This window comes from Sorangium sp. So ce394 (assembly GCF_051474665.1).
In the GTDB taxonomy this organism is placed as follows: Bacteria; Myxococcota_A; Polyangia; order Polyangiales; family Polyangiaceae; genus Sorangium; species Sorangium cellulosum_D.
Map to the genome: position 1 here is coordinate 11,728,906 of NZ_CP150339.1, position 20,291 is coordinate 11,749,196.

At 72.9% G+C, this 20,291-nt stretch carries 12 protein-coding genes; 9 read left to right on the forward strand and 3 right to left on the reverse strand.

What is annotated here, in order from left to right; translation table 11 throughout:
• Positions 1 to 9: 9 nt before the first annotated feature.
• From WMF33_RS43370 to WMF33_RS43410, 9 genes are all read left to right on the forward strand, one after another.
• Positions 10 to 4,056, forward strand: coding sequence for a hypothetical protein (locus tag WMF33_RS43370; RefSeq protein WP_437334084.1), 4,047 nt, complete (start codon positions 10 to 12; stop codon positions 4,054 to 4,056).
• Between the two features lie 50 nt (positions 4,057 to 4,106).
• Complete coding sequence (locus WMF33_RS43375; RefSeq protein ID WP_437334085.1) at positions 4,107 to 5,210, forward strand: UDP-N-acetylmuramate dehydrogenase; 1,104 nt, start codon at positions 4,107 to 4,109, stop codon at positions 5,208 to 5,210.
• 185 nt (positions 5,211 to 5,395) lie between these two features.
• Positions 5,396 to 7,822, forward strand: a complete 2,427-nt coding sequence (locus WMF33_RS43380) for a type VI secretion system Vgr family protein (protein ID WP_437334086.1) — start codon at positions 5,396 to 5,398, stop codon at positions 7,820 to 7,822.
• Positions 7,823 to 7,904: 82 nt separating this feature from the next.
• Positions 7,905 to 11,012 (forward strand): DUF2169 domain-containing protein, encoded by a 3,108-nt coding sequence (locus WMF33_RS43385; RefSeq protein ID WP_437334087.1) that lies wholly within the window; start codon positions 7,905 to 7,907, stop codon positions 11,010 to 11,012.
• Positions 11,005 to 12,096, forward strand: coding sequence for a pentapeptide repeat-containing protein (locus WMF33_RS43390; RefSeq protein WP_437334088.1), 1,092 nt, complete (start codon positions 11,005 to 11,007; stop codon positions 12,094 to 12,096). The genes WMF33_RS43385 and WMF33_RS43390 overlap by 8 nt, the downstream gene beginning before the upstream one ends.
• A 7-nt stretch (positions 12,097 to 12,103) precedes the next feature.
• Positions 12,104 to 12,754 (forward strand): DUF3540 domain-containing protein, encoded by a 651-nt coding sequence (locus tag WMF33_RS43395; protein WP_437334089.1) that lies wholly within the window; start codon positions 12,104 to 12,106, stop codon positions 12,752 to 12,754.
• A 6-nt stretch (positions 12,755 to 12,760) separates the two neighbouring features.
• The gene (locus tag WMF33_RS43400; RefSeq protein WP_437334090.1) at positions 12,761 to 13,135 is read left to right on the forward strand and encodes a DUF4150 domain-containing protein; all 375 of its coding nucleotides are present in this window, start codon (positions 12,761 to 12,763) and stop codon (positions 13,133 to 13,135) included.
• 67 nt (positions 13,136 to 13,202) lie between these two features.
• On the forward strand, positions 13,203 to 13,673 hold the full coding sequence (locus tag WMF33_RS43405) for a hypothetical protein (protein WP_437334091.1): 471 nt from the start codon (positions 13,203 to 13,205) through the stop codon (positions 13,671 to 13,673).
• An 80-nt stretch (positions 13,674 to 13,753) separates the two neighbouring features.
• The gene (locus WMF33_RS43410; protein ID WP_437334092.1) at positions 13,754 to 16,864 is read left to right on the forward strand and encodes a tetratricopeptide repeat protein; all 3,111 of its coding nucleotides are present in this window, start codon (positions 13,754 to 13,756) and stop codon (positions 16,862 to 16,864) included.
• A gap of 30 nt (positions 16,865 to 16,894) precedes the next feature.
• On the opposite strand, the gene WMF33_RS43415 is transcribed toward WMF33_RS43410, so the two are convergent.
• From WMF33_RS43415 to WMF33_RS43425, 3 genes are all read right to left on the reverse strand, one after another.
• Positions 16,895 to 18,418 (reverse strand): sigma 54-interacting transcriptional regulator, encoded by a 1,524-nt coding sequence (locus tag WMF33_RS43415; RefSeq protein ID WP_437334093.1) that lies wholly within the window; start codon positions 18,416 to 18,418, stop codon positions 16,895 to 16,897.
• 1,042 nt (positions 18,419 to 19,460) lie between these two features.
• Positions 19,461 to 19,802, reverse strand: a complete 342-nt coding sequence (locus tag WMF33_RS43420) for a hypothetical protein (protein ID WP_437334094.1) — start codon at positions 19,800 to 19,802, stop codon at positions 19,461 to 19,463.
• A 174-nt stretch (positions 19,803 to 19,976) separates the two neighbouring features.
• Complete coding sequence (locus WMF33_RS43425; protein ID WP_437334095.1) at positions 19,977 to 20,285, reverse strand: hypothetical protein; 309 nt, start codon at positions 20,283 to 20,285, stop codon at positions 19,977 to 19,979.
• Between the last annotated feature and the right edge of the window lie 6 nt (positions 20,286 to 20,291).

Below are 20,291 nucleotides of genomic sequence, written 5' to 3' on the forward strand. Positions count from 1 at the left end.
ACGCCGACCGTGACCACCCCGCCCCAGAGCCCCACGAACGTCGGCCAGCGCCCCGGGAGCCCGCGCCGCGCACGGCGCGCCTCCCTCGCGCGCCGCGCCGCCCTCGGGCTCGCCCTCGCGCTCGCCGGCGCCGCGCCCGCCGCGTGCGCGCCGCGGGGGGCCGCCGCCCCGTCGGCCGTCGAGGCGCCCCTGCCCGCCGCGTTCGGCGCCGCGCTCGAGGCCGAGATCGCGAGCTCCGCCGCGGCGGCGCCGTACCTCGCCGCCATCGAGGCCGCCGTCGACGCGCCGGGCGACGAGGGCGCGCTCGCCACCGCCATCGCGTCGCTCGACGCGCTCGTCTTCGGCGCCGGCACCGCGGGCGGCTCCGCCCCCGACGCCTCGGCGATCGCCTTCCGCTCGCGCGAGGCGCTCCCCGAGGTCGCACGCCGCCTTCAGCGCGCCTGGGCGTTCGCGGACGTCTCCGGCCGCGGCGCGACGGAGATGCCCTTTCTGCGCGGCGCGCTCGCGAGCGCCCTCCACCGCATCGCCCTCCACGTCGGCGACGAGGCCGCGGCCGCGACGTGGAGCGCGCGCCGCGGCTGCGCGAACGAGGCCGCCCTCGTCGGCCCGCTCGACGCGGCGCCGCTCCAGAGCCTCACCCGCCCCTCGCCGGTGAGCTCCGCGAAGGGCGCGCCGCTCGCGCGCTCGTACCCCGGCATCGCGCCGTTCGCGAGGGCCGTCTCGCCCATCGTGGTCCGCGCCGACGCCTGCGCCATCGACGTCGACGCGGTGAGCGCCCTCCAGGGCACGCGCGCCGTGGTCGTCGACCTCCACAACCCCGTCGCCCAGCGGGTGAGCCTCGCGCTCGCCTCGTCGTCCGCCGCCGCTCTCGAGGTGGGCGGCGTGGCCGCCCTCCACCGCGACTACGCGGCGGGCGGCGCGCAGGTCACGCGCTTCGCGACCGTGGAGGCCCAGCCGGGGACGCTGCGCGTCGTCGTGCGCGTGGCGCAGAAGGGCGACGGCGGCGCCATCGAGCTCAGCGCCTTCGGCGAGAACGGCCTCCCGCTCCGCGCCCGCGCGCCGCGCCCCGGCGCCGCCGCGTCCGCGACCGCGGCGCGGCCCGCCGCGATCAGCGTGGTCCCGGCGCCTGCCGCCCCCGGCGCGCGGCTCGGCCCCGCCGCCGTCGAGGTCGCGGCCGCCGCGCTGCTCGCGCTCGGCGACGCGCGCGCGGCCGAGCGCCTCCTCGATCCGGAGGGCGACGGCCGCCTCGACCAGGGCGGCGCGCCCGCGCCGGCGTCCGCGTCGTCGCCCCGCGCCGCGCCGGCCGCCCCGCGCTCGCCGCGCCTCGACCTGCTCTACGCGCGGGCCGTCCGCCGCGTGGGCGATCTGCCCGAGACCAAGGTCGTCGAGCGCACCCGCGCCGCCGTCGATCGCGCGCTCGCCGCCTGGCCCGCGTCGTGGGAGGCGCGCCTCTACCGCGCGGAGCTCGCCGAGCGCCGCGGCGGCCAGGGCGAGGGCACGATGGACGCGCTCCGCGAGCTCGGGGTCAGGGTCGCGCCGCCCGGGCCATCCGGACCGAGCGCGCCCGCGGTCCCCGACGCCGACCGGATGGTCCTCGCCGAGCTCGCGATGGTCGCCCGCCGCGCCGGCGTCACCGACGTCGCCGAGGCCGCGTACGCGAGGCTCGCCGCGGCCGCGCCGGGCTCGGCGCTGCTCGCCGCGGTCGACGACCGCGTCCACGGCCGCGCCGGGGTCGACGCGGTGAAGGCCGCCTGCGGCGGCGGGCTCGACCGCTCGGGCAACGCGTGCCTCGCCGCGCTCCTCGGCGCGAGCGGCGACCGCGCCGCGGTCCTCGCCGAGATCCAGCGGCTGCGCCGGCTCCGCCGCGCGCCGGACGCCCTGCGCGACGTCGAGCTCCGCGAGCGCGTCGCCCGCGGCGACCTGCGCGGCGCGCTCGCCGTGTACGACGCCATGCCGCCGGGCGAGCGCGTGATGCTGGAGGCGCTCGGCCTCGCCGCCGGCCGCGGCGACGTCCGCGCCGCGCGGGGCCGCCTCGCCCGCGACCGCGCGACCGCGCGCGACGCCCCCGCCGCGCTCGGCCCCATCTCCCGCGCGCTCGGCCTCACGCCGGACCCGGCGCCCCCGCTCGAGGCCGAGGGGCGCAAGCTCGTGCTGGAGGACCAGGCCAAGGCGTTCCTGCCCGGCGCCGCGGTCGCGGTGCTCCGCCACGTCGAGCGGTTCACGATCGCGCCCGACGGGCTCGTCCACTACGTGACCTACGACCTCCGCCGCGTCTCCGGCACCACGGACGTCGCCCAGGGCGCGGTCGCCTTCGGCCCGCTCATCGAGGGCCGCGGCATGCCGCGCCTTTTGCGCCGCCGCATCCACAAGCGCGACGGCCGCATCCTCGCGCCCGACGCCGCGTCGAACGCCGCGCAGGAGCACAGCGACCTCTCGCAGCTCGAGCAGGGCGACTACATCGAGCAGGTCACCGAGGGCTACGCGCTGCCGGGCGACAGCGGCCAGCTCGTCATCGACACCTGGGACCTTCTCCCCGAGCGGACGAGCGTCCGCGAGGCGACGATCGAGGTCCGCCGCCCGTCGTCGCTCCCGCTCGCGGTCTGGTCGCACCCGCTGCTCGGCGCCGCGGAGGAGCGCGCCGAGGGCGCCTCCACGGTCAGCGTCTGGCGCATCAAGGACCAGCCGCCGCGGCGCATGGAGGACGGCGTGCCCCAGGTGGAGATGGGCGTGGGGGTCAGCCTGGGGACGCAGACCTGGGGCCACGTGGCCGCGGCGATCGACGAGAACCTCCGCGCGCTCTCGGACCGCGACCCGTACATGACCCGCTGGGCGCGGGAGGCGGCGGGCCCGGAGCGGGCGCCGTCGCCCGCGCTGCTCGAGCGCGTCGTCGCGGCCGCGGGCAAGGCGCTGAAGGTCGCCGGCGGCGCCGAGCTCTCGGATTTCGCGGCGCTCATGGCCGGCGGCCCGCAGCGCACGACGGCGCGCGCGATGATCGAGCTCGGCCAGGGCAGCCGGTCGTGGGTCGTCTACCGCGCGCTGCGCGAGCTCGGCGTGCGCGCCGACCTCGCGATCGCCGAGACCGAGCCGTTCAGCTCGTCGGCCGACTTCCCGCCGCACGCGGGGCGCTTCCGCCACCCGCTCGTCATCGCGCGCCTGCCGGGCGGCGACGTGTGGATCGACGCCGACGTCGAGGGCCCGCCGCTCCCGCCCGGGCGCATCAGCCCCGAGCTGCGCGGCCGCGCCGCCATGCTGCCGGGCGGCGAGCTCGTCACGGTGGCCGGCACGAGCGGCGAGACCGGCGACGAGGTCGACCTCCGGCTCGCGGTCGACACGCAGGGCAACGCCTCGGGATCGTTTACGATCTTGCTGCACGGCCGGTCGGCGCAGGCGCTCTCGGAGGCGTTCGAGACGGTGGTCGGCACGGCGCGGCGCGAGATGCTCCGGGGCGTCGTGCTCGGCTGGCTCCCGTGGGCCGACGTCGAGGACGTCACGGTCTCGTCGACGGAGGGCTCGTGGGAGGTCGCGCTCCGCGCGGCCGTGACGATCCACGGCTTCGCGCGGCCGGAGGGCAAGGACGCCGCGGCGTGGACGCTGCCGGGGCTGGAGCCGGTGCACCTCGTGTTCCCGCGCGCGTTCGCGGGCACGCTCGGCGCAACGTACGCCTCGCGCGGGGCGCGCAAGAGCGCGCTCTCGATCGAGACCGCGCTCCAGTACCACGTGCGCCGCCGGATCGAGCTGCCGGAGGGGTACGCGGTCCAGCGCGCGCCCGAGGGCGTGCGGGTCGAGCACGCGGGCCTCGAGGCGTCGCGCAAGGGCAGCTACGGCGCGGCGATCGAGGAGGACTTCGCGCTGAGCCTGCCGACGGGCACGGTGTCGGCCGACGAGTACAAGGCGTTCGTCGGGCGGGTGCAGGCGGTCGACAGCGGCTTCATGGCGGGCATCCGGGTGGCGCGGCCGGCGCCGGCCGGGAGCGGCGCGCCGAAGGCGGCGGGGCGGGGCCCGGCGCAGCCGCAGGGCGCGGAGAAGCGGCCGCAGGGCGCGGAGAAGAAGCCCTGAGCCTCGACGTCCGCGAGGCGGTCCCGCTGGCCCCGCTCACGACGCTCGGCGTGGGCGGCCCGGCGCGCTTCTTCGCCGAGGCGGCCGACGAGGCCGCGGTGGTCGAGGCGTTCCGCTTCGCCGAGGCCCGCGGGGTGCCGCTGTTCGTGCTGGGCGGCGGCTCGAACCTGCTCGTCGCCGACCGCGGGGTCGACGCGCTGGTCTTGCGCGTCCGCGTCCGCGGGGTCGAGCTCGCGGGCGGGGGCGACGCCGCCGGCGACGACGGGCGGGGCCGGCGCGTGCTCGTGCGCGCGGGCGCGGGCGAGGGCTGGGACGACCTCGTGGCGCGGGCGGTCGCCGAGGGCTGGGCCGGGGTCGAGTGCCTGTCGGGCATCCCGGGCGACGTCGGCGCGACGCCGATCCAGAACGTGGGCGCGTACGGCCAGGAGGTCGCGGAGACGATCGCCGAGGTCCGGGCGGTCGACCGCGCGACCGGGGCGGTCGTCGCCATCGCCGGCGACGACTGCGGCTTCGGGTACCGCGACAGCCGGTTCAAGCGCGCGTGGCGCGGGCGGTACGTCATCACGGCGGTCACGTTCGCGCTGCGCCCCGGCGGCGCCGCGACGGTCCGCTACCCCGAGCTCCAGCGGGCGCTCGCCGCGGCTCCGGGCGGGGCGCCGCCGCCGCTCGCCGAGGTGCGCCGCGTCGTGATCGCGCTCCGCCGCGGCAAGTCGATGGTGCTCGATCCGGCGGACGAGAACGGCCGGAGCGCGGGGTCGTTCTTCATGAACCCGACGCTCGAGGCCGGCGCGGCGGCGGGCGTCCTCGCGCGCATCGAGGCGGCCGGCGTGCTCGCGGCCGGCGAGGCGGTCCCGCGGTATCCGGCGGGCGAGGGCCGGGTGAAGCTGTCGGCCGCGTGGCTCATCGAGCGCGCCGGGTTCGCGAAGGGGACGCGCCACGGCGCCGCGGGCATCTCGACGCGCCACACGCTCGCGCTGGTGAACCGCGGCGGCGCCACCGCGGCGGAGCTCTTGGAGCTCGCGCGGCGCGTGCGGCGCGGGGTGCTCGATCGGTTCGGCGTGGCGCTCACGCCGGAGCCCGATCTGGTCGGGTTCGCGCCCGGCGACGTCGACGATCTGGTCGGCGACCCCCACGCGGCCGGCCAGGGCCGCTGAGGCGCCCGCGCGGCCTTCCGCCGCGCCACCAGCCGATCCGAGCGGAAATAGCCGCTTCAGCTGCGAGCGCCGTCCTGGACGACAGCAACTAGGAGGCATTCCGACACACGATCGCCACAGAGCCCCTCTACGCTCCACGGCGCGTTCTTGTCCTTGCCGCCGCTCCTCACCCTCCAAGGCTCCCCATGCCCGACATGTTCGTCGTTCAATCGAGCGCCCTGCCCTCTTCCACAAGGCTCGTGGCCTTTCATGGCACCGAGGGGATCTCGAAGCTCTATCGCTTCGAGCTCTACCTGGTGATGACCAACGATGTCGGCCATGGCTTCGATATGGCCGCGGCCGTGGGTCAGCCGCTGACCATCTCCCTGCAGCGGAGCGAGAGCGAGAACAGCGGCGACTCATCCTACGTTCGAAGCGGCGTCCTGGGCAGCATCGAGCTCTTGAACGACACCGCCGGTCGGTGCGTCTTCCGGGCCACCCTGGTCCCGCGCCTCGCCTTGCTGGCCATGGCGTTTCACAGCCGCATCTTCACCGAGAAGGCCATCCCGGAGATCATCCAGGCCGTCCTGCACAAGGGCGGCGTCACGGACTGCGATCTCCTGCTCCAGGGCGCCTACGCCCCCGAAGAGCATGTCTGCCAGTACCGCGAGAGCGACTACGCCTTCATCACCCGGTGGATGGAGCGCGAGGGCATCTATTTTTACTTCGAGCACAGCGAGGGCGGCGAGACGCTGGTGCTGGCGGACGACCGGTCGGCCCATCAGCCGTATGGCGGCAAGCCCGTTCGTTATTACCCGCAGCCCGGCGGCGCCAACACCGCGAAAGACTCCTTCTACGCCTTCACCTGCCGGCATGAAGCCGTGCCCAGCGCGGTCCGCCTCAAGGACCACAACTACGCCAATCCGGCCGTACCGGTCACCGGACAGGCGCTGGTCTCCCCGACCGGCTTCGGCGAGGTCAGCCTGTTCGGCGCGCGCTTCTTCTCGGCGGGCGACGGGGCGCGGCTGGCGCGGGTCAAGGCCGAGAGCCTCGCCGCGACCAGCGTCGTCTACCAGGCGATGGGCAACGCGGCGACGCTGCTTCCTGGGTTCACCTTCGAGATCGACGAGCACCCGCGGGCCGCGTTCAACACGAAGTACCTGGCCATCGAGGCCGAGCACTGGTGCATCCAGAACCGGGACATGCCCGAGCTCCGCGAGCTCGTGCCGTGGAGCGAGAACTACCGCATCGAGGCCAGGGCCATCGCCGCGACGGTGCAGTTCCGCGCTGCGCAGGTCACCGCGTGGCCGCGCATCTACGGCACCGAGCCCGCGGTCGTCGACGGCGCGGCGGTCAGCGAGTACGCGCAGATCGACACCCATGGCCGCTACCGGATCAAGTTCCACTTCGACGAGAGCGACCTGACCGGGGGGAAGGCGTCGACCTGGGTCCGGATGCTCCAGCCCCACGGCGGCGGCATCGAGGGCTTCCACTTCCCGCTGCGCGCCGGCACCGAGGTCATGTGCGCCTTCGAGGGGGGCGACCCCGACCGGCCGGCCATCGTCGGGGTCGCGCCCAACGCGCTGACGCCGAGCCCGGTCACCTCGGGGAACAACACGCGGAACGTGATCCAGACGGGCGGGCGGAACCGGCTCGAGATCGAGGACCAGGCCGGGCAAGAGCGGATCACCCTGTCGACGCCCCACGCGAACACCTACATCCGGATGGGGGCGCCCAACGCCGGCTCGACCTATGAGGTGAAGACGAACGGCCACGCCTTCACGTGGATCGGCGGCTCCTCCGAGAACATCGTGGGCGGCAACCGGACGGCGATCACCGTGGGGATCTCCGAGAGCATCGTGGGAGGATTCGCGCTGAGCATGGTCGGCGGGTACTCCGGGAGCTTCGTCGCCGGATACTCGCAGAACGTGATTCTGGGCTACCGCGACACGCGCATCCTCGGCAACGAGTCCACGAACGTCTACGGCAATCGAAAGACCCGCATCAAGGGGACCCGGAAGACGACGATCGGCGGCGACAGCACGACCTTGCTCATGTCGAGCCGCGAGCTCACCGTCAGGGGCGACAGCGACTTGACCATCTTCGGGAAGCGCAAGACCCATATCCGAGGCCGCGACAAGGGCGTCTTCGACAACGGCCGAGAGACGACGGTCTTCGTTCAGAACGAAACGACGATCAACGGCAAGAGCAAGACCCGCGTCACCGGCACGCGGGACACCGAGATCGTCGGCCGCGCCACCAGCGACTTTCGCGGAGGGCGAAAGACCACCGTCCTCGGGGCGAACGAGACGACGATCAGGGGCAGCAGCACCACCGAGATCTTCGGCCCCAGAAAGACGACAGTCACTGGGAAGAGCGAGAGCACCATCAACGGCATCGCCGAAGGCACCGTGACCGGTCTCTACAAGACCAAGATCGGGTCGCGCGTCGAGGTCATCAACGGAACGAAATACGAGAATATCAAGGGGCTGGCCTACAAGAAAGCCCCCAACGAGATCAAGGAGCTGAGCATCTCGAAAATCAGGGCAAAGGGCTACAATGCCACATACGAGATCATGATGATCAAGACCCACCTCGGCCTCTCGAACGCGGACTTGCACATCCTGAAGTGATCCGCTTGCCACGTACCAAACCGGCTGGCGCGCATCGCTGAGCCGTGCGACCCATCGAGCCCGCTATCCTGGAGTCCGTCGGATGAAGATCGTCAAACCCATGCGCCTCGGGGTGGTGCCGCGGGTCTTCATGAGCCAGCGCACCCCGCACCTCCTGATCACCGCCTTCGTCGGCTTCTCCTACGACAGGCCGGCCCGGCTGCTCTATGAGCCGACGGTCTGGACGATGGCCACGGAGGAGCTCGGCAAGGACGGCCTCCTCGACGAATTCAATCCCAAGACCCGGGGCGAGCTCCTGGTCACCGGACGCTGCTATCCGCCGGGGCGCGTCGCTCGCCCCGCGAGCTCGGTCCGCGTCCAGCTCGGCTCCATCGACAAGAGCCTCTACGTCGTCGGCGACCGGACGTGGGGGATGCTCGGCATGTCGGCCCCGGCGCCGTTCACCGAGATGCCCGTCACCTGGCGGAACGCGTTCGGCGGGAACGGCTTTGCCAAGAACCCGCTGGGCAAGGGCTACGGCGACAGGAGCGCGGCGCTCCCCAACATCGAGTCGCCCAGGCACCTGATCCACGCGCGCGGCGACCGCCCGGCGCCCGCCGGCCTCGACGGGTACGACGTGACCTGGCCTCAGAGGTTCTCGAAAATCGGCACCCACGACGCGGCGTGGCGCAACGAGTGCTTCCCCGGCTTTGCGCGGGATCTGGACCCGACGATGTTCAACATGGCCCCGGACGACCAGCAGATCGACGGGTTCTTCCGGGGCGACGAGACCTTCGTGGTCGAGAACATGCACCCGGACAAGCCTCGAATCGAAGGCGCGCTCCCCGGGGTCGCGAGCCGGTGCTTCGTCTGCCTCAAGACGCGCGACGGGGTGGAGATCCGCGAGCCCGCCATGAAGCTCGACACGGTGCGTCTGTTCCCGCACCGCGAGCGAGGCGTCGTCCTCTTTCGCGGCGGCGTCGAGATCGCCGAGGACGACGCGAAGGACGTGGTGGCCGTGCTCGTCGCCTGCGAGGCCATGGGCGCTCCCAGGCCCGCCGCGGTTTACCATGAATACCTGACCCCCCGGCTCGGCCCCCGGAACCCCGAGCTCCCGGACGACGAGGATGACGTGCTCATGCCCGAGCCCGAGGACCCGGAGGCGCCGCCGCTGCCCGACGACAAGCTCTCCGGGCTCGCGTCGAGGCTCCGGCGGCAAGGGTTTCTGGGAGGTACGCCGGATCGAGCCGTCAGGCGCGCTGCCGCTGCCGCGGCCGGCGCCGGCGTCGTCGCCACCGGTGCGCGCGAGGCCGGAGCAGAGAGCGACCCCGACATCGAAGAGATCGAGGCCGAGCTCCGCGCGATGGGGATCGACCCCGAGCCGCTCGATGCCGCGGCCGACGACGACGCGGGGGAGCCGGCTTGGGCCTCCCCCGAGGGCGAGGACGACGAGGAGAGCCTCGCGTGGTCCGAGTCCGAAGCGAACGCGGGGGTAGACCACGAGGCGGACCCGGCGTCGATCGAGCCTGCGGCCGCGACGAGAATCCCCGACACGGAGGACGACGCCGAGGACGCCGATGCGCTTCGCCAGCACGAGGCGCTCGCGGAATGGGCCCAGAAGCGGCTGCGGGACCAGGGGTTCGAACCTGAGGCAGATTTCTCCCGGCAAGGCCCCTCCGAGGACCCCGAGCCCCTCGACGACTCCGAGGAAGCCCTGGTCCGCTTGGTCGAAGGCAAGGCCCGCGCTGCGGTGCACATGCACGGGGTCGACGTCGGCGCGTTGCTCGCGAAAGCGCGTCAGCACGCCTCCGAGCGCCCGAGCGAGGTCACGGTGTCGCAGGTCCGCGAGCGCGCGCGGCAGACGCTGGAGAGCGAGGGCGTCACACCGGAGAAGACCGAAGAGCTGCTGTCGGGATTGGACTGGCGAGCGCTCGAGGAAGGAGCTCGGGCCGACGACGACGCCGACCTCGACGGCTACGACGATGCCTTCGACGAGGCCCCCGAGGCCGCCCACGCCCTGCCGGAGGAGCCAGGCGGGGATCCCCTGTCAGAGGACGAGGGCTGGGGCGCTGAGCCACCAGGAGACGAGGACGTCAAGCTCGCGGAGGAGCTGGACAAGAGGGCTTCGTTCTCCGAGACGTGGGGCGAAGACGGGCCGCGGCTCGCGCACCTCCTGCCGGCCTCCGCGGCCCTCGACAGCGAAGAGGCTCTGCGGCTTCGGCGCGAGGTGGAGGCCGGGCACAAGGAGGGACGGAGCTTCGCGGGGTGCGACCTCTCGGGCGCCGATCTCTCCCACCTCGACCTCGAGGGGATCGACCTCTCGGGCGCCGTCCTCGAGTCGGCCTTCCTCACCGGGAGCGTCCTGCGAAGGGCGAACCTCACGGGAGCCGTCCTTGCGCACGCGAACCTCGTGGGCGCGGATCTCGCGGGGGCCAAGCTCGACGGGGCCAACCTCGGCGCGGCGTGCCTGCGGGACGTGAAGGCCGGCGGAGGCGTCGATTTCGGCGGGTCCGTGCTCGCCAAGGCCGACCTCTGGGGAGCGGACCTGTCCGGCGCCAACCTCTCGGGCGCTGACCTCTCCGAGGCGAACCTCTGCGATGCGAACCTGGAGAACGTCGTCGCGGAGAAGGCGACGTTCCAGAACGTGGACCTCACGGAGGCGCGCCTCGCGGGCGCCCGGCTCTCGGGGTGCACGTTCAACGAGGTGAACGTCACCGAGGTCGACTTCACCGGCGTCGACCTGAGCTCCGCCACCTTCATCGCCGCCGAGGGCGACGGCGCGGTCTTCCGGAACGCCATGGCGAAGGACCTCGCGATCGTGAAGGGCTCGTCCTTCGCGGGCGCCGACTTCGGCGGAGCGACGCTCGCCGGCGCGAACCTGATGGGGACGCGCCTCCACGGCAGCAACTTCGCCGACGCCGACCTGCGCGGCGCGCTGCTCAACGAGGCCGACCTGACCGAGGCGAAGCTGGATCGCGCGAACCTCGTGGAGGCCATGTTGATGCGAGCCGACCTCACCAGGGCGTCGCTCCACGCCGCGGACCTGAGGGAGAGCGTCATGAACAACGCGTGCGTCCGCGGCGCCAGCTTCGAGAAGGCCAACCTGTTCGGCGTATGCGCCGACCGGATGGTTGGAGACGACGACACGAGCTTCGCCGGCGCCAACCTCAAGCGACTCCGGATGATACCGGCCGAGAGGCAGCATGGATAGGGAAGCGCTGCGCGCGCTGATCGAGCAAGGCGAGGTCGTCTCGGAGCTGGACCTGTCGGGCCGCGATCTCTCGGGGATCGACCTCTCGGGCGGGATCTTCGAGGACGTCCGCTTCGCGAGCGCCAACCTCGAGGGCGCCAAGGCGCGCGAGGCGATCTTTCACCGCTGCGACTTTTCGGGAGCCAACCTGAAGGGGCTCGATTTCCACCTCGGCAGCGCCGTGGACTGCGCGCTCGCGGGGGCCGCGCTCGCGGGCGCCTCGCTGGTCGGAGCGAGCTTCTCGGGCGTGGACCTCGAATCGGCCGATCTGACCGGAGCCGATCTCTCGTTGACCGAGATCGCGCGCTCCAGCCTCAAGGGCGCCCGGCTCGTCCGCGCCAACCTGACCGACGCCGCCCTGTTTCAGGCCGAGACGGGGGGCGCGGACTTCTCCCAGGCGAACCTGACCAAGGCGGTCCTGTTCCGTCAGGACCTGTCCCAGGCCATCCTCACGGGCATCACCCTCGTAGAAGCGATCCTCGTCGAGGTGCGGATGGGGCCCAAGGACCTCCGGGCGATGGACCTCAGGGGGACGCAGTTCACGAACGCCGACCTGCACGGCTGCGATTTGTCCGGGGCCAACCTCGCGCAATGCAGCTTCAAGGGCGCCAATCTGACCGGGGCTCGCCTGGATGGAGCCAGCGCCCCCACGGCCGTCTTCGTCGAGGCGGCCGTGATGAACGCGAGCTTCGCCAAGGCCGACCTGACCCAGACGCTCTTCGTCGATGCGCGCGTGGACGCCGCGAACTTCTCGGGCGCGCGGCTCGAGATGAGCGTCTGGCACCGGGCGAGCTGCCCGGGCGCCCGCTTCTCTGGGGCCGACATGAGCCATGCAGACCTCTCCCACGCCGACGTGTCGTTCGCCGACTTCTCCGACGCGACGCTGTCGCGGGCGCGGCTGCATGGCGTGACGGACAAGGGCACGGTCTGGCCGCTGAATAAGGCGATGGCGCACGGCGACGACCAGGAGCTCAAAGAAGCAGAAGACTGGCAGGCCAACGTTCTCGGCAGGCCCGCCGGCGGTCAACGCACCCCTCACTCATGAGGAAACCATGCAGAGCGTAGCAAGGACGAGACGGTACGAGCGAGGAGCCTACGGCGAACACGGCGCGGTGCTCCGCATGGATGGCTCCGCGTACATCGTCGAGACCGACGACGGCGAGGTCCGCGCGAAGCGCGCGACGAGCTGTCTCCTGGAGCCCGCCGCCGGAGACCTGGTGCTCCTGGCCGTCGTGAACGGCGCGCGCTACGTGCTCGCTGTCCTCGAGCGGGAGGAAGGCGCGCCCTCGCGCCTCGTCTCCGACGGGGATCTCCAGATCCGCCTGCAGCGCGGCGCGCTGGGCCTCTCGGCGCCGGACGGCGTGCACGTGCAATCCGGCAAGGACCTCTCGATGGTCGCGTCGACCTTCCGTGTCCAGGCCAAGGAGGGGCACGTCGCGCTGGGGCTGCTGTCGTTCGTCAGCAAGATGGTCCGCGGCGAGGTCGACCGGGCCAAGCTGGTCGGCCGGAGCCTCGACGCGCACCTCGAGCGGGTGATGCAGCGGGTGAAGCGCTCCTACCGCATCGTGGAGGAGGCCGACCACGTGCGCGCCGATCGCATCGACTATGCGGCCAAGGGCAACCTCGCCATCCACAGCGAGAACGCCAAGATCACGGCGTCGCACCTCGTGAAGATCGATGGCGACCAGATCCAGGTAGGGTGACCAGATATGTGCTTTGCTAGCACCTCGGGCGGTGGGCTCGACTTCGGCGTCCCGGATGTCTGCTTGCCGGGCCCCGTCCCGTACCCGAACATGGCATCTCGAACCATGGCGACGTCCGTCGCGTACAAGGTGATTCTCGGGCGCGGCCCCGCCCATACGCTGGCGACCGTCATTCCCATCTCCATGGGCGACAACCCTGGGATCCTTGGCGGCGTGATCTCCCGTCGCAACATGGGGCCCTCGCGGCGCCTCGTCCCCTATCCGAAGCTGCTCTTGCAGAACAAGCCGGCGGTGCGGCTCGGCGCCACGGGCATCCAGAACCAGATCAACGTGAACGGGACGACCATCGCGCCGAGCCAGGTGAAGGTCCTGCTGCTCTGACGCCCGCTCGGTCGTCCGCGAGACCGCCCGAACCCCTGCGCTGTTCTGCCCGGTGAGGGACACGAGCATGGCCATCAACGAGCACGCCCGCATCCGCCTGGCGATCATTCAACAGAAGTACGGCAAGCGCCTGGCCCAGGGCGCGAGCGGCGCTGACGCGGCCGATCGGCGCGGGCGTTTCAAGAGCGATTTCCGGCGGATCCTGGCCGACATCTTCGCGCCCACGTTCGAGGCCATCGGCGATGAGCTCGCCGCGTCGGGCCACGCCTACCGGATCGAGCATGACGTGGGCGAACAGACCCCGAGCCTCGAGCTCCACGTCCTGCTCCGGGGCGTGCCGGCGGACGCCAACAACCTGATCCGCCTCTTCTACAACGCCGAGGCCGAGGGCGATGGAGAGGTGATCGCCGAGGTCAACGTGCACCAGACGTTGACCGAGCTCACGCGGTTTCGGGTGCTGTCCCGGATCACCCAGGAGGTGGCGGAGCAGATGTGCGTGGACGCCATCGAGCACATCTTCGCCGTGAACGCCCGCTGAGCGCTCGGCGGAGGGACCCCGAAGGCCGGGCCCTGCTCGACAGCTCGTCGCCCGGCGCGCGGCCGTGGTAGAAGCGCCCCGTGATCTCGGGGGAGAGCGCGGTCGTTTGCCGGCGCTGCGGCGCGGACAACTCCCCGTTCAACCCGCGCTGCGCGCGCTGCGGGGCGCCGCTGTCGGAGGAGCCGGACGCGCGCGCCGAGAGCACCCTGGATCTCGCGTCGAGCGGCGGGGGCGCGGCCCCGGGCTCACCGCCCGATCCGTTCGCGAGCACGGTCCTGCCGCTGGGCCGGACGGCCCCCGCCGAGGCGGCGCTCTCCGGCGCCGAGGCGGCGCTCCCCGGCGCCGAGGCGGCGCTCCCCGGCGCCGAGGCGGCGCCCGATCTGCGCCCGGGCGCGAGGCTCGGCCGGTTCGAGGTGATCGACCGCCTCGGCCAAGGCGCGATGGGCGTGGTGGTGCGGGCGCGCGATCCGGTGCTCGGCCGCGACGTCGCGATCAAGGTGCTGGGGCCCGAGGCGCTCGGGCGCTCGGGGACCGCGCAGGCGCGCGCCCGGCTCGTGCGCGAGGCGCAGGCCATGGCGAGGATCAAGCACCCGAACGTGGTCACGGTGCACGAGGTCCTCATCGAGGGCGCGCAGGTGCTCGTGGTGATGGAGCTCGTGGAGGGCCGGACGCTGCGCGCGTTCTGCGCGGAGGCGCGGCGCCCGACCGCCGAGCTCGTGGCCGCCTTCCTCCAGGCGGGCGAGGGGCTCGCGGAGGCGCACCGCGCGGGGCTCGTCCACCGCGATTTCAAGCCCGACAACGTGCTCGTCGGCGAAGACGGCCGCGTGCGCGTCACCGATTTCGGGCTCGTGGGGCTCGCCGGGCGCGAGGACGCCGCCGCGAGCGCCGAGGCGAGCCCCGCCGCCGCGCCGAGCCCCGCGGACGCCCTCACGCGCGCGGGCTCGCTCCTGGGGACGCCGGCGTACATGGCGCCGGAGCAGCACCTCGGGCAGCCCGCGGACGCGCGGGCCGATCAGTTCGCGTTCTGCGTGTCGCTGTGGGAGGCGCTCGCGGGCGAGCGGCCCTTCGGCGGCGAGACCTACGGCGAGCTCCGCGCGAACGTCGCGGCCGGGCGCCCGCGCGAGCCGCCGCGCGGGGCGATCCCGGCGTGGATCCGGCGGTGCCTCGGGCGCGGGCTCTCGGTCGACCGCGACGCGCGCTACCCCGACATGGCCGCGCTGCTCGCCGCGCTCAGGCGCGATCCGGCGGCGGCGCGGCGGCGGGGGCTCGCCGCGGCGACCGGGATCGCGCTCGCCGGCCTCGCGGCGGTCGGGCTCTGGCAGCAGCGCCCAAACGGGATCTGCGAGGGCGGGGAGGCGAGGCTCGCGGGGGTCTGGGACGAGGCGACGAAGGCCAAGGTGCGCGCGGCGTTCGCCGGCACCGGGCGGCCGCACGCGGAGGACACCTACCGCCGCGTGGAGGGCGCGCTCGACGCGCGCGCGCGCGCCTGGGTCGCGATGTACGCGGACTCCTGCGAGGCGACGCGCGTGCGGGGCGAGCAGTCGGAGCGGCTCCTCGATCTGCGGACCGCGTGCCTCGAGCGGCGCCGCCAGGAGATGACGGCGCTCACGGCGCTCTTCGCGCGCGGGCCGGACGCCGAGGTGCTCGATCGATCGGTGCAGGCGTCGCTCGCGCTCCCGGGCCTCGCGGGCTGCGCGGACGCCGGCGCGCTCACCGCGGCGATCCCGCCGCCCGAGGAGGCCGCGGCGCGCGCGCGCGTCGGCGCGCTGCGAGGCCGCCTCGCCGAGGTCCGGGCCCTCGCCGAGGCGGGCAAGATCGGCGAGGCGCTCGCGCTCGCGCGGCCGATCGCCGACGAGGCGCGGACCGTGGGCCACGCCCCGATCGAGGCCGAGGCGCTCCTCGCGCTCGGGCGAGCGCAGCGCGACGCGCACGACACGAAGGCCGCGGAGGCGACGCTCGGCGAGGCCGCCCGCGCCGCCTCCCGGGCCCGGGACGACGCCGTCGCGGCCGAGGCCTGGACCCAGCTGCTCTACGTGATCGGCTACCAGGAGGCCCGGCACGAGGGCGCGCTCGCGCTGCGGCTCGCCGCCGAGGGGGCGGCCGAGCGCGACAGCGATCCCGCGGCGCGCGCGCGGCTCTCCAGCACGCTGGCCCTCGTCCTCAACGAGCAGGGCAAGCACGGCGAGGCCGCGGAGCTCGCCGAGCGCGCCCTCGCCGGCTTGAAGGAGGCCCTCGGCCCAGACCACCCCGACGTCGCGATCGCCGAGAGCCGCCTGGGCAACGTCCTCGTCCGCGTCGAGCGGTTCGACGACGCCGAGCGGGCCTTCCAGCGCGCGCGATCCATCCAGGAGCGGATCCTGGGCCCCGATCACCCGACCATCGCGCTCACCTTCAACAGCCTGGGCCGCGTCTACACCGCCCAGAGCCGCAACCGGGAGGCGCTGCCGTTCATCGAGCGCGCCGTCGCCATCCAGGAGAGGGCGCTCGGCCCCGATCACCCGTTCCTCGCGGCCTCCCTCAACAACCTCGGCAACGCGCTCGTCATGCTCGGGGAGACCGACCGGGCCCGGAGCGCGCACGAGCGGGCGCTCGCCATCCGCGAGCGGGCGCTCGGCCCTGATCACCCCGACGTGGCGAGCTCCCACAACAACGTGGGGGCCGTCCTCGAGATGCAGCGGAAGGTCGCCGAGGCGGCGCCCCACTACGCGCGGGCGCTCGCCATCCGCGAGCGGGCGCTCGGCCCCGATCACTCGAGCCTGGCCTCCACGCTCGCCAACCTGGCGAGCGTGCTCGTCGCGCAGAAGAAGCACGCCGAGGCGCTGCCGCACCTCGATCGCGCCCTGGCCATCCAGGAGAAGACCGCGGGCCCGGGCTCGATCGGGGTCGCGTCCACGCTCACCGGGATCGCCTCCGCCTACAACGAGATGGGCAAGCCGGCCGAGGCGCTCCCGCGCGCCGAGCGGGCGCTCGCCATCTACGCGGCGAAGGAGAGCGGCGTGCCGCTCCTCGAGCTCGCGGACACGCGCCTCCACGCGGCGCGGGCGCTCTGGGGCGCCGGGCGCGATCGAAAGCGGGCGATCGCCCTCGCGATCCAGGCGCGCGACGCCTACGCGGCCGAGGAGGGGGAGTACGCGAAGCACGCGCTCGCCGAGGCGAAGGCGTGGCTCGCGGCGCGCGGCGGCGCGCGGTGAGGAGCGCGCCGGAGGGGCGGCGCGCGCCGGCTACCCGCCGCCGTCGGCCCGGTGCCTCGCGAGGAGCTTCTGCAGGTAGGTGCGGTTGAGCCCCGACGCGCGCGCCGCCTGCGACACGTTCCCGCCGTGCCGATCCATCAGCGCCGCGAGGAACGATCGCTCCGCCTCGGCGGCGCCCGCCGCGCGCGCCGCCTCGAGCTCGTCGGCCGAGAGCTCCGAGAAGCGCGGCGCCGGCGCGGCCCCGGCGGCGGCGGGCCCGGCGGCCGCGGACGCCGTCAGATCGGGCGGGAGCAGATCCACGTCGAGCACCGGCCCCGTCGCCAGGATGCACGCGCGCTCCACCGCGTGCGCGAGCTCGCGCACGTTGCCCGGGTACGCGTGCTCGCGGAGCGCCCGCTCGGCCCGCGACGTCCACCGGGGCTGCTCGCCGGGGCGCTTCCAGGAGGCGCGGAGGAAGTGATCGACGAGCAGCGGGATGTCGCCGGCCCGCGCGCGCAGGGGCGGGATCTCGAGCTCGATCACCTTGAGCCGGAAGTACAGGTCGCGCCGGAACTTCCCGGCCTCGACGAGCGCCGGCAGATCCTGGTGGGTCGCCGCGAGCACGCGGACGTCGACCCGCTCGGTCCGGTCGGATCCGACGCGCTGGATCTCCCCGAACTGGAGGAAGCGGAGGAGCTTCGCCTGCACGTCGGGCGCGATCTCCGCGACCTCGTCGAGGAAGAGCGTCCCCCCCTGGGCCGACGCGATCCTCCCCGCGCGATCGCGATCGGCGCCGGTGAACGCGCCCCTGACGTGGCCGAAGAGCTCCGACTCGAGGACGGTCCCTGGCAGGGCCGAGGTGTGCAGCGTGACGCAGGGCTTGGCGCGGCGGCGGCTGTTCACGTGGAGCGCGCGGGCGACGAGCTCCTTGCCGGTGCCGGTCTCCCCGCGGATCAGCACGGTCGCGTCCGCGTCGGCGACCTGCGCGATCGTCTTGAGGAGCGCGATCATCCTCGGGTCCTGCGCGACGATGCCCTGGAAGTCGTGGCGGGCGAAGAGATCGCGCTCGAGGCTCTGGGTGCGGCGGCGGAGCGCCTCGCGCTCGATCGCCCGCTTGAGGAAGAGCCCCGCGAGGTCGGCGAACTCGGCGACGAAGCGGAGCGCCTCGTCCCCGGCGCCGCGGGTCCCGTGCTCCACGTAGACGGTGCCGTAGACCTCGCCGCCGTGGGCGAGGGGCACCACGAGCACGGAGGACGCGCCCGACGCCTCGAGGCTCTCGATGAGCGCGAAGCGCGGCGCGTCGGCCTCCCGGGACAGGCGGACGATCTGCCGCGTCTCGATGGCCTGGCGCACGAGGCCGCGGCTGAACCTGCGCTCCTCGTCGGTGATCGTCGCCCGATCGAAGCGGACCGCGAATCTCTGCTCGTAGGACCCCCCCTCGCGGACGACGATGAAGCCGCGGTCGGCGCCCGTCGCCTCGATCACGAGGCCGAGCAGGAGCTCGGGGGTCCGGACGTCGTCGTCCTCCGAGAGGAGGATCCGCACGATCTTGAGGAGCGCGGGGTAGAGATCCATGGCGGCAGCGCCAGGGTAGAGCGTGCGGACCACCGCCGCGAGCGCGCCACGACGAGCGCCCGCGCGGCGAGCCCGGTTCCCGTGCATGAGCCGTGTGTGAGCGTCCCGAGCTCTTCGACCCCGGAGGGAGCGGCAGACCCAGGTCCACTTTGTTCGGGTCTCCGCCATGGCCTTCCACGAAGGACGATCGTGTCGGCCGACGTTCGACCCAGCTGAAGGAAGAGCTCGCGCTGGTCAAGCGGCGCATCTTCGTCGCGCATGCCGAGGAACCCAGGCCCACCGGCCACGGTGAGGATGCCGCCCATCACGGACGCCCACGTCTCGCATGGGTCGCAGCCGCAGTGGCCGTACGAAGAAGCCTGCGAGCCCTCTCTCACCAAGGTGCTCCAATACATCGAGCGTCGCATCTCGCTCCCCGCACATCGCCTCGAGATATGGGAGCCACAGTTCCTCTCGAGGACGTCGTACACGATGTCCAGCGTGTACCGCTGCTGCTCGTGCCCCCGCACCTGGTAGGTCCCCGGCGCATCGGCTCGTCCGGGTGCTGCGGATTGACCTGACCACTGCTCCTATCCTCACGGCCCCGAGCGCGAAGCGGAGTCACTGGCCTGCAGGCCGTCTATGATGGACAGCTCGATCGACATGCCACGGCGCTCAGCTCCGAGCGATATACAAACCCGGACATCAGCCACCTGAGGAGGATCGAGAATCGATCTTTCATACTCAGCAGCGGCACAACTCCACATCCACCTAATCGCTCCCCGATCATCTAGACGCCAAACGCGCCGTTCCGTCGCGATGACCAGGGCGTGATGTTCGTGAGCTTCGACAAACCATGGCGCGTCGATCGTTTCCCCTTCCTCATACTCCATCGTCACAGAATCGGCTGCTATGAATACACGAGCTCCAAGGCCCGTAGCTTCCGCGAGATTCAGCGCGTCGGCAGACGTACTCGCAGCGCCGCGTCCACCGAGCCCGCGAAGGACCCTTGCGATTCTCGTCGCAGCCACAGATGCACCGACCGGACTATCCGCGGCCACGGTTATCCCGGCTCGAGAGAGGTCGACAGCGAGTCCGTCTGGTCGGCCCACAGCTCCCCGCTCGGCAGGTACTCGATGTGCTGGCGCAGCTGCTGGTCCTGGTCGGTGACGTACTGCGTGCTGCCGAGGTGGTCGGGGTGGTAGCACACCACCGGCGGCTCCTGGAACCAGTCCGCGTCGATCTTGCTCGCTACCCGCGTCTCGCCCGCGAAGATGTGCTTCGTCGCCGTCACCCCGTTGCGCACCACGAGGTGCTGGTCGACGTACGCCGTCTCCTCCTCGCCGGCCACCCGGTGCAGGTGAACGCGCCGCTCCCCGGCGCCGTCATACAGCGCCCTCGACAACTCCTGCCCGTTCTCCCGCACCGACACCGCCGTGGAGGTGTCCCGCGAGCGCCAGCACCCCGGCGTCCGCGCGCACCGCCTCCGCGCATCTAGAACTTCTGCGGACAGACGTGGTGCCGCTGCATCTTCACCGGCGCAAGCAGCGCTCGGGGCGTACCCCCTGCAGCATGGATTTCAGTTCATGAACGGGCGTAGGTCCCAGACTTCCATAAGATGCAGCTCCGTATCACCCACGACCGTCATTGTGTAGTCCCCGGCGTCTATCTCCGCGACCTGACCCGCTTTCACCGTGACCTCCTCGTCACGCCGCACTGTGCATGCGCCGGCCAGCACGAACCACTTGGCAGCGCGGGTGCGACCCGGAAATGTCGTACCGGGGGCGTACTTGTGCTCCGCAATGCGGAACGACGCCGCCCCATACGTCTGCCTTATGAATGCTGGGGTCATCGGACCGTTCGTGTACGGCCAGTTCTCTACTCTCATGGGTGT